Origin of the sequence: Natribacillus halophilus, from assembly GCF_900100185.1 — a bacterium.
In the GTDB taxonomy this organism is placed as follows: Bacteria; Bacillota; Bacilli; order Bacillales; family Marinococcaceae; genus Natribacillus; species Natribacillus halophilus.
Map to the genome: position 1 here is coordinate 39,793 of NZ_FNEN01000006.1, position 14,015 is coordinate 53,807.

At 48.4% G+C, this 14,015-nt stretch carries 11 protein-coding genes and 1 other annotated feature; of the genes, 6 read left to right on the forward strand and 5 right to left on the reverse strand.

All coding sequences use genetic code 11. The features are described from left to right. Positions 1 to 772 precede the first annotated feature (772 nt). A complete protein-coding gene (locus BLS58_RS08580) occupies positions 773 to 1,237 on the forward strand; it encodes a DinB family protein (protein ID WP_090397987.1) in 465 nt (154 codons plus the stop codon). Between the two features lie 92 nt (positions 1,238 to 1,329). Here BLS58_RS08580 and deoC read toward each other — a convergent pair whose 3' ends face one another. Continuing rightward, positions 1,330 to 1,998 carry a deoxyribose-phosphate aldolase gene (gene deoC, locus BLS58_RS08585; protein WP_090397989.1) on the reverse strand — a complete coding sequence of 223 codons (669 nt, stop codon included), beginning with the start codon at positions 1,996 to 1,998 and terminating at the stop codon, positions 1,330 to 1,332. 271 nt (positions 1,999 to 2,269) lie between these two features. Between deoC and rpsD the strand changes: the two genes are divergently transcribed. Beyond that, positions 2,270 to 2,872, forward strand: coding sequence for a 30S ribosomal protein S4 (rpsD, locus tag BLS58_RS08590; protein ID WP_090397990.1), 603 nt, complete (start codon positions 2,270 to 2,272; stop codon positions 2,870 to 2,872). A gap of 279 nt (positions 2,873 to 3,151) precedes the next feature. Here rpsD and tyrS read toward each other — a convergent pair whose 3' ends face one another. After that, a complete protein-coding gene (tyrS, locus tag BLS58_RS08595; RefSeq protein ID WP_090397992.1) occupies positions 3,152 to 4,399 on the reverse strand; it encodes a tyrosine--tRNA ligase in 1,248 nt (415 codons plus the stop codon). 47 nt (positions 4,400 to 4,446) lie between these two features. Continuing rightward, positions 4,447 to 4,649 (reverse strand) — a binding site (T-box leader). 97 nt (positions 4,650 to 4,746) lie between these two features. Here tyrS and BLS58_RS08600 point away from each other — a divergent pair. Continuing rightward, complete coding sequence (locus tag BLS58_RS08600) at positions 4,747 to 7,383, forward strand: transglycosylase domain-containing protein (protein ID WP_090397994.1); 2,637 nt, start codon at positions 4,747 to 4,749, stop codon at positions 7,381 to 7,383. 624 nt (positions 7,384 to 8,007) lie between these two features. Here the strand turns inward: BLS58_RS08600 and acsA are convergent. Then, complete coding sequence (gene acsA / locus BLS58_RS08605) at positions 8,008 to 9,729, reverse strand: acetate--CoA ligase (protein ID WP_090397996.1); 1,722 nt, start codon at positions 9,727 to 9,729, stop codon at positions 8,008 to 8,010. 176 nt (positions 9,730 to 9,905) lie between these two features. Between acsA and BLS58_RS08610 the strand changes: the two genes are divergently transcribed. The 3 genes from BLS58_RS08610 to BLS58_RS08620 are packed head-to-tail and all read left to right on the forward strand — an operon-like array spanning position 9,906 to position 12,393. Beyond that, complete coding sequence (locus tag BLS58_RS08610; protein ID WP_090397998.1) at positions 9,906 to 10,538, forward strand: GNAT family N-acetyltransferase; 633 nt, start codon at positions 9,906 to 9,908, stop codon at positions 10,536 to 10,538. Positions 10,539 to 10,561: 23 nt separating this feature from the next. Next, positions 10,562 to 11,218: a CBS and ACT domain-containing protein gene (locus BLS58_RS08615; RefSeq protein WP_090398001.1), complete on the forward strand. Its 657-nt coding sequence runs from the start codon at positions 10,562 to 10,564 to the stop codon at positions 11,216 to 11,218. After that, entirely contained in the window at positions 11,215 to 12,393 is a 1,179-nt protein-coding gene (locus tag BLS58_RS08620; protein ID WP_090398003.1) for an acetoin utilization protein AcuC, read from the forward strand. Before BLS58_RS08615 ends, BLS58_RS08620 begins: the two co-directional genes overlap by 4 nt. Here BLS58_RS08620 and motS read toward each other — a convergent pair. Next, entirely contained in the window at positions 12,317 to 13,150 is an 834-nt protein-coding gene (gene motS, locus BLS58_RS08625) for a flagellar motor protein MotS (RefSeq protein ID WP_090398005.1), read from the reverse strand. The genes BLS58_RS08620 and motS overlap by 77 nt on opposite strands. A 32-nt stretch (positions 13,151 to 13,182) precedes the next feature. Beyond that, positions 13,183 to 14,004, reverse strand: coding sequence for a MotA/TolQ/ExbB proton channel family protein (locus tag BLS58_RS08630; protein ID WP_090398007.1), 822 nt, complete (start codon positions 14,002 to 14,004; stop codon positions 13,183 to 13,185). Positions 14,005 to 14,015: the final 11 nt, after the last annotated feature.

Genomic DNA, 14,015 nt, shown 5'->3' on the forward strand with positions numbered 1-14,015 from the left:
GTGGGTTTTTTAAACAGGATGTATCACATAAATATCGAAATCTGAACATAAATCGGAAGGGTTATCCTATGACGGTATATCAATGGATCATGGCAGCTTGTGCCTGCGGATCGTTAATCGTCGGTGTGCTGTCGCTCATCTTCTTTTATAAAAAGAAGTAACCTCCTTGAGTTTTGTACACAAAAAATTGCGGAGTTTAACTTCTTATTTTTTCGGTCATCGTCATGATCATTTGAAGGCATTTTCGTACCAGTGAAAGCATTTAATCCATTTGTCATGCCTCTTCCATATTCATCTTCCGTTCTCCCTTATAAATCAGTAAAAGGATTGTTAATTGTCATAAAATATACATATAAAGGCACTGAACATCCATTAAAAACCAGGAACTTTCGAACTATACTTAAGGTAGATACCAAAAAAGGGTGTGATCCTTGTGTTGGAAACCTTGGCAGTGGAAATGATGGATTTCACGGCTCCGTTTCTTTTGGGCGCTTTCCTTCTGTTGTTATTTGTCTTGTATATACTTCCCACGATTGTCACTTTTGCAAGAGGATTAGAAAAAAGGTTTCTATCGTCGCTCGACGTTTGTTGGTTGGGTAGTATCTTTTGTCTGGGCGGTAAGAGAAGGATGAAGCGAATGACTGATGTTTAAAATGGAGCAGCATGATCGAATGCTTGGCTCCATTTTTGTTTGTTGACGTTTAAGACCAATCATAGCGGGGTATACGTAACAAGATACTTATCTATTGAGGCAAAAGAAGGGAGGATCACTATGAACGAAAAACAGATTTTCCAGCAAGTCAACATGATCAGACAAAATACCTTGAAAGAACTCGAAGACTTGTCAGAGCAACAGGCCGATCAAATGCCTGCAGGGTTTCGCAATACGATCCGCTGGAACCTCGGTCACATCTATACGGTTCAAAATGCTCTACTCTCAAATTATGGCGGGAAAAATATTGAAACGCCTTCTCGCTACCCTGAACTGTTTGCCCCGGGGACAAGTCCTGCTGAGTGGGAAGGCGAAGTCCCGACACTCGATGAAATAAAACAACATCTTGAGGAACAGCCGGCCAAACTGAAGGAATCATTGTCCGGTCAGCTGGATGATGAAGCTGCAGAACCGTTTATGTCCCTGTCAACAGTCGGGGAGATTTTGAATTTCACCTTATATCATGAAGGCATGCACGTAGGCGTGATTAAGGGGATCAAAAAAGCGAACAGTGGGGCAGAGTGACAGATCTGCAGAGATAGAGGAATCACAGTAGATTCCTCTATGACACCTCTTTTAACCAATATGCGACCCCCATCGCGCAAAGAAATCATCCACTAATACCCCCCGCTTCCATCGTCTCCCGTAACAATCGCGATCCCCGAGCTCGTTCCAATCCGATCGCTTCCGGCTTCAATAAAGGCTTTTGCATCGTTCGCGTTTTTGACACCGCCGGAGGCTTTTAATTTCGCTTGATCGCCAACGATTTCTTTCATGAGCTTGATGTCGTCAAGGGTAGCCCCCGCGGTGTGAAAGCCGGTCGAGGTTTTGACATAATCCGCGCCTGCTTCCACGGCGAGGCGGGTGGCTGTTTTCTTTTCATCGTCGTTCAATCGACTCGTCTCAATGATGACTTTTACGAGTGCTCGTCCTGCGCTCGCTTTCACCACGGCTGCAATGTCTTCGCGTACGCCATCTCCATCACCCGACTTCAACGCGCCGGCATTGATCACCATGTCCACTTCCGTTGCGCCTTCTTCGAGCGCTTTTTCGGTTTCATAGACTTTGACAGCTGTCGTGTTCACACCATTCGGAAAACCGATGACCGTCGTTACACCTACGCCACTTCCTTCTAACGCTCGCACAACAGTCGTCACCCAATATGGCGGGATACAAACCGTCGCAAATTGATGTTTCCTAGCCTCATCGCATAATGCTAGAATATCATCTTTTGTGGCTTCCGGTTTCAACAATGTATGATCGATGTATTTCGATAGTTCGTTCATTTTTTCATCCCTTCTTTCTTTTGCTTGTATTTTACCACAGTTGACTTTGTTGCTCATTGTCTATACAATGTATGTTGTGTTAAAAGGCAGCAAAGGTGAACTTGCAGCGTGCACCCTTTCATTTTGTTCCTCGACTGCGGCTGAAATTCGAGGTGCATCCCGTAACTCCCGGCTGTCGGAGCGAAGATGTGTGAAAGCAAAATGAGCGTTGTAAGAGATTGCCTACCGTTGGTCTTTTTCACGCCTAACACGTGATAAAGGAGGAGCTATCATGGCTCGCTATACAGGTCCAACCTGGAAAAAATCCCGCCGTCTCGGCGTTTCGCTTAGCGGCACGGGAAAAGAACTGGAAAGACGCCCTTACCCGCCGGGTGAGCACGGCCCTACCCAACGAAAGAAACTATCGGAATATGGTCTGCAGCTTCGGGAAAAGCAGAAGCTTCGTTTTATGTACGGGCTCAATGAGCGTCAATTCGTCCGTACGTTTGAAAAAGCCGGTAAAATGAAAGGTGTTCACGGCGAGAACTTCATGATTTTGCTGGAAAGCCGCCTGGACAACCTTGTGTATCGTGCCGGCCTGGCACGCACACGCAAAGGTGCGCGCCAACTCGTGAACCATGGCCACATCACTGTGGATGGCGGCCGTGTAGACATCCCGTCTTATACGATGAAACCGGGACAGGTCTTAGGCGTACGTGAAAAATCGAAAAACATGAGCGTGATTGCAGATGCACGTGAAGCCCTGGCATTTACGCCGGAATATATCGATTTTGATGGCGACAAACTGGAAGGGTCGTTCACACGTTTGCCGGAACGCTCCGAACTGCCGTCTGAAATTACCGAAGCCCTCATCGTTGAGTGGTATTCGCGTTAATAAAAGAGACAAACAACCTCCGAAGCCGGAGGTTGTTTTTTTAATGGTTGCCGATTAATCACAAGCAGCCATCATCGCAAACGTCATTAAGTCTCCAACGCCGGATTATGAGGCCCTAACTTAACGTCGCGTAAGTCATTACGTCGGCAACCTACCCTTTTGATGACCTAACTCTTCTCCACCGAAGCCATTACGTCGACAACCTACCCTTTTGACGACCTAACTCTTCACCACCGAAGTCATTACGTCGCCAACAGCGACCTAACTCTCCACCCCTTGTTACTCAGACACGGTCAGTTTCGTAAACTTCCGTTTGCCGACTTGCACGATCATACCGTCTTCAACGTCGACCTCTGTTTTAATGTCATTAACCTTTTCTTCGTTTATCTTTACGCCGCCGTTTTGGATCATTTTCCGAGCCTCACCCTTTGATGGCTGCATGTCCAGTTCAACGAGCAAGTTGATCACGGGAACCGTCGCTTGCCCTTTCCACTCAACCTCCGGAATATCCTTGGGTAGCGCCCGTTCCCGGAAGACGGTTTGGAAATATCGCTGCGCATCGTCAGCTTCTTTTTCGCCGTGATACATCGCCACGAACTTGTGAGCCAATCGTTGCTTCGTATTCCGCGGATGTACGGTGCCATCTGCCAGGTCTTTTTCCAGCTGATCAATATCCGCAAGGGGAACATCGGTGGCCAGCTTGTAGTATTTAATCATGAGGTCATCCGGAATAGACATCGCTTTACCGAAGATTTCATTCGGTTCTTCATCAACACCGATGTAATTATCCAGTGACTTCGACATCTTGCGCTCGCCATCCAGGCCTTCGATCAGCGGCAAGGTGAGCGCAACCTGTTTTTCATGTCCATACGCCTCTTGAAGTTGCCGTCCCATGAGTAAGTTAAACGTTTGGTCCGTGCCCCCCACCTCGATATCGGTATCCATCGCTATGGAATCATAGCCTTGCATCAAGGGGTAGAAAAATTCATGCACCGAAATCGGCTGATTGGAGGTGTAGCGGTTATGAAAATCTTCACGTTCGAGCATACGCGCGACCGTCAGATTGCCGGCCAATTTGAGCACATCTTCGAACATTAATTGACTTAACCATTCCGAGTTGTAGTAAAGCGTGGCCTTGTCCATATCCAACACTTTTCCGTACTGTTCTACATACGTTTGCGCGTTCTCCGCCACTTGCTCCGAGGTTAAAACTTTACGCGTCTCACTTCTTCCGCTCGGGTCCCCGATTTTGCCGGTGAAGTCGCCGATAAGCATTTGGATTTCATGCCCAAACTCCTGGAATTGCCGTAATTTATGCAGGACGACCGTGTGCCCAACGTGGACATCAGGGGCTGACGGGTCCATGCCCAGCTTGATTTTCAACGGCTGGCCTGTGACGACGGCTTTTTTGATTTTTTCCCGAAAAGCGTCCTCGGGCACAATCTCCACGACCCCTCTTTGCAGAGCTTGAACTTGTCGATCAATTTCTTTTTCCTGCTCTGGTGTCGCTGTTATTTCTTCTGACATACTAACGCCTCCTCATAAAATTGTGCATAAAAAAATCCGCCCCCATAAAAAGGGACGAACGTGTCGCGGTACCACCCTTGTTGAAGACAATTGTCTTCCACCTCGGCTCTTTAACGCAGAGATACGTCACCTCTCAAGAGAAAACTCCGGCAATGTAATTCGTCGCCAATGACAGGATCGGCTCGCAGCACCCGCCGATTCTCTGGGCCTCAATCACAAACGACTACTTCGTTGCCTTCATTGTTTATCGGCATTATGAATGACTTTTTTATACCACAAAAAGAAATTAAAAGTCAACCGCATGAGCCTTTGCAAAAAGCGACAAAATAACAGGAGGAGGGAGGCCAATGAAGCGTCGTTTGCATCAATTAAACGCCTGGATGGAACGATGGGCGCAGACTAGACTCGTCCGCCGTCTGGATATGACCGGGCAGGTTCTTTGGAATTTATATTTGATTATAGCCCTGACGATCCTTATCGGCCTAACTTTCGTCGGCGCCACCGGTATCGGTTATTTTGTCTCCCTTGCAGAAAATGCTCCGACCTATTCAGCCGAAGACATGAAAACAGAGATTCACGACTATGAAGAAACGAGCGAGATATATTTTGACAATGATACCTATTTAGGGGAATTGCCATCAATTTTACACCGGCGGGAAGTTCCGCTTGATGACGTCTCCGATTACGTCACTCAGGCGATGATCGCCACCGAAGATGAATATTTTTATGAACATAGCGGCATTGTTCCGAAAGCGATCATGCGCGCCAGCTTTCAGGAAATCGCCGGGACAGGGAGACAAACGGGGGGAAGCACATTAACGCAACAGATCGTCAAAAACCAGCTGCTCTCCAATGAAGTCTCCTTTGACAGAAAAGCCCGGGAGATTATGGTCGCGCTCCGTTTGGAAAATTATATTGAAAAAGAAGAGATCCTGGAAGCTTACTTAAATATCGTTCCTTTTGGCAGAGATGCCTCCGGCACACAAATCGCCGGGATACAAACGGCCGCCCAGGGCGTTTTCGGTGTTGACGCCTCAGACCTTAACCTCCCGCAAGCGGCCTATCTCGCGGGAATGCCACAAAATCCCTTCAGTTATAGCCCTTTTAATCCCGACGGTAACGTCAGGGATAACTCAGCCGCCGGCATCAAGCGGATGGAAACCGTCCTCTCCCGCATGCATGAAAATGACATGATCGACGACGAGACTTACGAGGAAGCTCTTACCTACGATATTGAACAACATTTAACGGATAAATCAACCGGGAAGCGCAAAAGCCTGGATGATTACCCTTACCTCACCGATGAAACGGAACGAAGAGCGAGCCTTATTCTCCGTGATGTATTATTGGAGGAAAACAACGTAGATGTATCAACTCTGGACGATGAAACCCATGCAAATATGCTGGAGAGTTATTTGGAAGAGGCAAAAAATCAGCTTCGTCTCGGGGGGTACCGTATTCATACGACCATCGACCAAAACATCTATGATGCCATGAATGAAGCGATCGACAACGATAACCTTTTCGGTCCGGATCGCGGAGATAAACCGGAAGAAATCGGCGCGTCCTTGATCGATAACGAAACAGGCGCTGTACTCGGATTTGTAGGAGGACGGGATTTCGAACGCGAAAATTTAAACCACGCCACTCAGGGGCATCGCTCGATCGGGTCAACGATAAAACCGTTAATGCCTTACGGTTCCGCGCTGGAGCGCGGGGTTGTCCAACCGGCCTATCTCCTTCCGGATGTGCCGTCAACATACAGTGATGGAACCAAATTGACGAACTATAGAGACAGTTATCGCGGGTTTATGTCAGTGCGGGATGCCATAAAGGATTCGCAAAATGTACCTGCGATGAAAACCTTCCAGCAACTCGATCAAGAAGATGCGCACGCCGATTTGCTTGACATGGGCTTCTCCCTTCCCGATGAACATCTTTATGAAGCCACGGCTCTCGGAGCCATAGACGCGACAGTGGAAGAAAATACGAGTGCCATGTCTCTTTTCGGGAACGAGGGCACGAGGGCAGAATCTTATATGATTGAGCGGATTGAAACGCAAAATGGGGAGATTATCTATGAACACGAACCGGAAGCGGTAGACGTTTTTTCTCCGGAAACATCTTATCTCGCCATTGATATGTTACGGGATGTATTAAAGAGCGGAACCGCTCAATTTTTGCCGGCGATGATGAATGACAATGGCGATTGGGCGGGAAAAACCGGGACGAGCGACGATTATCATGATGCCTGGTTTATCGGTCTCAACCCGCGTGTGACATTAGGTGTATGGATAGGATATGACCAACCCCAGCCGATCGAAAGACAGTTTAATGGCCACACTTATAGTCAACGCGTACAAGGCCTATGGGCGACGATGATGAACGCGGCTGCTGATGCAAATAGTGGACGCATCTTTAGCGAAGATGATTTTAGCGCACCGGATGGCGTAGAACGGGAAACAATTTGCGGCATTAATGGCCTTTTGCCCTCAATAAAATGTCACGATGCAGGGCTGGTTAGTTCTGATCTTTTTAACGAAGAACACTTGCCTGCAGAAAAAGATGATTCCCGTGAAGAACGTTACGTCACGATTAGCGGGGTCAATTATCGCGCCCCGGAAGAGACGCCGACGGAATTCACAAAGGACGGCCTCGCCGTAGATACGCCATTTCTTGAGTACATCGACCTTAATGAATCTGATGGCCTGCTCGGTGATATCATTCTTGAACAGGAACCACCGGTCACCGCAGATCCTCCTGAAGCTGTTAGTGGTGTGTCCGCTAGTGAAAGCACGTTAAGCTGGGCAGAGCACCCCGACGCTAATATCATCGGATATCGCATTTATCAAAGTGACGGCAAGCAGGTAGCAAGCGTCACCGGTCATAAATCAACCACTTACCAAGGCATTGGTGAGGGTGAAAATTATTATGTGACCGCCGTGGATACACTCGGACGGGAATCCCCCCTTGCTTCCCAGTAAGTTTAGCAGCCGGATAGAAGGATTTATCAGCCATTCAGAAGATCTCGCAGAACCGCCGGACCATGCCGGCACGAGTCCAATTGATCGTTTGCCATCAGATAAGGTATAGTGTATACTATGTATAAGAAAAGCGTACATTTAAAAAGACCGTGGTGTAGATACGCCATCGGTCTCCAATAGAACAAGTCCTACCATGGGCTTTGTTCATCTTAGGAGATGAAGTAGCCACCCTTTTGGATTAGGGCCCAGGGGTGGTTACTTCTTTTTTTGATCGTCATGTTTCATCATCAAAACCACCAATGTGGCCACTGCCACACAAAGCATAGCTGTTTCAAAAGTGACTACCATGACCGCTCACCCTTAACAAACAGGGTGCCGATGGCACGAGGGTTTACGAGAGATGAACATCCACCCCTGGTCGGTTGTTCTATTGTCTCTATCATACCACACTTTTAGGCTCAAAGGTTGTCAGATGCAAAGCTGCCATGAGCACCGTCTGGTGATCGCTCCACTTGCAATTCGAAGAATCACCTATTACCCCCGAGTTGCATCGATCCCTAAGAAAAACCGATAAAGATCATGCCGCAGGCATAGTCCTTATCGGTCCAAAACATCATATCTTAATCAATCATCATCCATCGTCGACAAATCGCCGGTTGGCAAATCAAGTTCCCACGCTTTCAGGACACGGCGCATGATTTTACCGCTTCGGGTCTTCGGCAGTTTGTCTCTAATATCCATTTCCCGTGGGGCCGCGTGGGCGGCTAAGCCGTTTTTCACGAAGTTACGGATATCCTCTTTTAATTCATCCGTCTCTTCATATCCTTCACGCAGCGCGACAAAGGCCTTGATAATTTCACCGCGTACGGGATCCGGTTTGCCGATGACACCCGCTTCACCGACAGCCGGGTGTTCCACAAGCTTGCTTTCCACTTCAAATGGGCCTACGCGCTCTCCGGCCGTAAGGATGACATCATCGACCCGGCCCTGGAACCAATAGTAACCATCTTCGTCTTTATAGGCGGAATCCCCGGAGACATACCAGCCCGGAAATTCAAAATAACCCTGGTACTTTTCTTCGTTATTCCAGATGGTCCGCATCATCGCTGGCCAGCTCGTACGCAAGGCAAGATTCCCCATGCGATTCGGCGGCAGTTCGTTGCCCTGGTCATCCAGAATACCTGCTTCCACGCCCGGGATGGGCTTACCCATCGAACCAGGTTTTACCGTCAAGCTCGGAAAGTTCGTGATCATGATCGCACCCGTTTCCGTCATCCACCAGGAATCATGAATACGCAGACCATACACTTCATGACCCCACCGGACGACTTCAGGGTTTAACGGCTCGCCGACGCTGAGGATATGCCGCAGGCTTGAGAGATCATAATTCTTCACGATTTCGTCCCCGGCGCTCGCCAACATGCGAAGCGCGGTCGGTGCACTGTACCACACGGTAACATTGTATTTTTCCAATGTGCCGTACCAGGATTCGGGACTAAAGCGCCCGCCGCGAACGACGTTCGTCACACCATTGAGCCACGGAGCAAAGATACCGTAAGATGTCCCGGTGACCCAGCCCGGATCCGCCGTGCACCAATACACATCATCTTCTTTTAAGTCCAGCACCCATTTGCCCGTTTGATAATGCTGAATCATAGCCGCATGAACATGAAGAACCCCTTTTGGCGTTCCCGTTGAACCGGATGTATAGTGCAAAATAAGTCCATCCTCGCGGTCCACCCAGGTGATATCATGACTTTCGGAGGCCTGTTCCATCCGGCCTTTAAAGTCCAGCGTTTTCCCTTCTTCCTTGACATCGTCGCCCTGGATAAAGACTTTTTCCAACGCCGGCAGCTCTGAAACGGGGACACGACCGACAAGTTCGGGTGTCGTTACAATCGCTTTCGCTTCACTATTTTCCAGGCGATCCCTAACGGCGCCTTCCATAAAGGCTTCAAACAAAGGTCCGATGATCGCACCAATTTTTATGGCCCCGAGCGCAGCAAAATATAATTCCGGTGAACGCGACATAAAAATAAAGACACGGTCGCCTTTTTCAATGCCGGCTTCCTTGAAGACATTGGCCGCTTTATCGGACATTTTCTTCATCTCGGCAAAGGTGTAAGCTTCATCACGCTGATCATCGCTATAATATAAGGCAACTTGATCTTTTTTGCCGTCTTTTTCCGCAAAGCGATCGATCGCTTCATGAGCCATATTCACTTTCCCGGTTTTGTGAAAGGTAAAGGCCTCTTCAACCTCTGCCCAATCAAAATGTTTTACGGCTTCTTCATAATTTTTAAGGTTGTGGTCTCCACTTTTTGGTGGAAGCGATTGCAATTCCATGGGCTATCTTCCTTTCCTGCAAAAATGAAAGCTACTTTAAGTATACTAGTTTAAGGAATGCGAATCAATTTACAACTGTAAAGAATTCGTCACTTGAAAAAGAACATTTTTCCCATCATTTCTCACAATCATGTATAATGAAGATAGGTATCCCCATAAAGGTGGTTCATAACTTGATGAAACACATTAAAACGTATTATAGTGAAGAAATCGAGTCCGATGGCAAAAAGCTCTTGTTTGAAGGTCCTATCTCCGGTGAACAAATCAATCGCTATGATTTCCATGAAGGACTCGTCGCTTTTCGCCAACCCAGGGAACAAAAAAAGGCACTGGCGGAGATCGCTGATCTTCCCGAAGGCCGCATCAACGTCGCCGTCGATGACGGTATGATTATTGGGTACGTCACGTTTGTTTATCCTGACCCCCTGGAACGCTGGTCGGAAAGTCCATTGGACAACTTACTGGAACTCGGTGCCATCGAAGTGGCGTTCGAGTACCGTGGGCTCAACGTGGGTAGCCGCTTACTGGAATTATCGATGTACGACGATGCCATGGAAGACTATATCATTATCACCACTGAATATTATTGGCACTGGGATTTAAAGAATAGTGGCAAATCCGTGTGGGAGTATCGTAAAATCATGGAGAAAATGATGAATAAAGGCGGCCTGGAATGGATGGCTACGGATGACCCGGAAATTAGCTCCCATCCGGCGAATTGTTTATTGGTACGGATTGGAAGCCGCGTGCCCCTGGAGGACGTGCAAACCTTTGACAACGTACGCTTTATGGACCGCTTCATGATTTGAAAAAGAGAGGGGGCTTCCTCACAATGAATGCTGAAGATATCATGAGAAGAAACGCTCATCCGTTAAAGGGTGATGATACGATCGAAAGTGCGGTAGACCTCATGGAAAAAGAGCGCCTCCGCCATATCCCGATCATCGAAAATGATGATACCTTGATCGGCATTATCTCTGACCGGGATGTCCGTGATGCGAGATATTCCATTTTTAGCGACAAACGCCTTGATGACATATTACAAAAACCTCTGACAACCATTATGAAAACGGAAGTTTTCACCGTTCATCCCCTTGATTTTGTCGCGGATGTGGCCTCGATGCTGAGCGAAAAGCGCATCAACGCTGCCCCGGTAGCCGTTGACGATAAACTGATTGGCATGATTACCGGGCGGGACTTGCTTGATACGCTCGTTCAACTTATGGGGGCGGACCAACCCAGTTCGCAAATCGAGGTGAAAGTCTCCAATGTCAGCGGGCAGCTTGCGGATGTCGCGGCGGTATTCAAGGACCACGGCATCAATGTCACCAGCATGCTCATCTACCCCGATAAACAAATGGCGTACCAGATCCTCGCTTTTCGAATTCAGACGATGGATGCAAGAAAGGCGATCGCTTCCCTCGAGGACAAAGGTTACGAGATTGCCGGCCCGACCATGCCGGATATGGGAGGTCCTGCGTCTTCATGACACGACAACACGCGGCATTTATATTCAACGAAAAGCAATTGGCCTACAAGTTCAGTGACACCCATCCTTTCAGCCCGACGCGATTGCGGTTAACGGTTGATCTCTTAAAATCGCTAGGGGCATTATCAGCCGAAGAGATCATTTCACCGCGCAAGGCGACGGACGAAGAGATTGGCTTATTCCATGAAAAAAATTATATGGAAGCGGTAAAAAAAGGATCTGTCGGGCAATTACCGGCCGGAACAGCCGCCAACTATGGGCTTGGTACGGATGATACCCCTGTCTTTACAGATATGCACGAAGCTTCGGCTTTACTCGTTGGCGGCACGATACAAGCCGTTAATGAAGTCATGGAAGAACGATTCGAGCACGCAGCCAATCTGGGTGGCGGGCTTCATCACGGCTTCCGCGGGAAAGCGTCCGGCTTTTGCATTTATAACGATAGTGCCATCGCCATTCGCCATCTGCGGGAACATTATGATGCCCGTGTGCTTTACATCGACACCGATGCCCATCACGGAGACGGCGTCCAGTGGGCCTTTTACGATGATCCAAACGTGATGACCCTTTCCATTCACGAAACCGGACGATATTTGTTTCCCGGTACAGGGGCCATCACTGAAAAAGGAGCCGGGCAAGGATATGGCTTCACGTTTAACCTTCCCCTCGAGGCTTTTACTGAAGATGAATCTTTTCTCGCCTGCTATGAAATCGCTGTCAAGGAAATATGTGCGTTTTTCCAGCCGGATGTGATCGTTTCGCAAAACGGCGCCGACGCTCATTTTCTCGATCCACTTACACATTTGGCGACAACGCTTAAGACCTTTAAAATGATTCCCAAAATCGCCCACGATATGGCTCATCGCTATTGTAACGGCAAATGGATTGCCGTGGGCGGAGGCGGTTATGATATCTGGCGGGTCATCCCGCGCGCCTGGTCTTATGTTTGGCTGGAAATGAGTGACCAAACATCACTAGCCACAGGAGCGCTGCCCAATGAATGGCGAAAGCGCTGGAGTGACAAAGCCGTCGATCCCCTCCCTAAATACTGGGAAGAAGTTGAAAACACGGTTCCGGACATCCCCCGCCGTCCGGAAATTAATGAAAAAAATGCAGAAACCCTGGATAAATCCCTCTACTACATCCGCCGTGAAATGAAAGAAATGCAAAAATAGGCAGCTCCTCAAAAAGAGCTGCCTGCTCATTTTCGTCTTCAAAATCAGGATCTGTGATAAAGATAACGACACGACGGTTTTCCTGCATATTTTCAGATGAGTCATTGGATACGACCGGCTGTGTATCTCCATACCCTGTCGCCACGAAACGCGAGCGCTCAAGGTCGCCCTCCTCGGCAAAGTACCGAATCACACTGCTCGCACGGGCGGTTGATAACTCCCAGTTGGAAGGATACCTATAGGTATTAATCGGACGGTCATCGGTGTGACCCTCAACTTCTACTGTATAGGGCAATTCTTCCAGTATGGAAATCGTTTCATCCAGAAAAGGTTCAGCCTCATCGAGGATATAGGCTTCCCCCGTATCAAACAATAACCGATCCTGCAAAACAAGCTTAACACCACGTGCCTCGCGGGTAGCCGTAATCATATCTTCAAGCTCGTTACGCTCTATGTATCCTTCCACTTCTTCGACAAGAGCTTCCAGTTCATCTTCTTCAGCATCCGTGTCATGCCCCTGCCCATCATCAATATTCGCGGTTGATTCCTCCATATCTTCAGCGACAATGGATGGCGCCTGGTCCAATATATCCTGCCCCTGAAACGAATCGATGAGTTCCTGAAAGCGTTGGGCATCGACGACGGAAATGGAAAACAGCATAATGAAGAATACCAACATAATGAGCACCATATCCGAGAAGGTCGTCAGCCACTGTTTCTGGTTCGAATTATGCTTGGAAAATCTCCTCATTTTCATCGTATTTCCTCTCCCGACGCACGCCTTGAAGCCTATGGTCCCTGACTGACAAATGCCGCCGTTTCTTGAGCGACCTCGTATTCCGGCTTTCTTTTTTCACGTATGAATGCGCGGAGCTTCTCTTCCAATATCTGTGGGTTTTGTCCCGATTGGACGCCAATAACGCCCTCGATCATAATTTGATTGACGAAGGCTTCCGTTTCCGTCTTGTTTTCCAGTTTACCGGCGAGGGGGTTACAAAAAAGGCTGGCCAAGATCACTCCGTACAACGTCGTCAGCATCGCCAATGCCATACTCGGTCCAAGCGTGGCGGGATCATCGAGATCGTTGAGCATAATGACGAGAGCTACGAGTGTACCGACCATTCCCCATGCAGGCGCATAATCCCCTGCCCGTTCAATGACCCGGCGGCCGCGTCTATGACGTTCTTCCATGGAAACGACTTCTGCCATCAGGATGTCCTTGATCATTTCCGGTTCAAGACCATCGACCGCCAGACGGACGCCTTTTCGTATAAACGGATCCTCGACGTCCTCATCCAATTGAGGCTCCAGTGCCAATAACCCTTCTTTTCTCGCTTTTTTTGACAGCATCACAAAAGTTTCACTTAACGCCTGTAAATCATATTCATGTCGCCGAAACCCCTGTTTTACAATGGTAGGCAGCCGCATCAATTCCTTGCCGGAAAAATTGACGAGTAAAGCAGCGGCCACGCCACCGAAAACAATGAATACGGAAGCGAGCTGCATAAATAATATAACAGCATCCGTGCCCGCGTTAAGATAGATAGCCGAGCCGACGACCACCAGCCCAAGTATTAATCCTACGGGCGTTAACATGTCTAGTTTTTTCACCGGCAGCACCC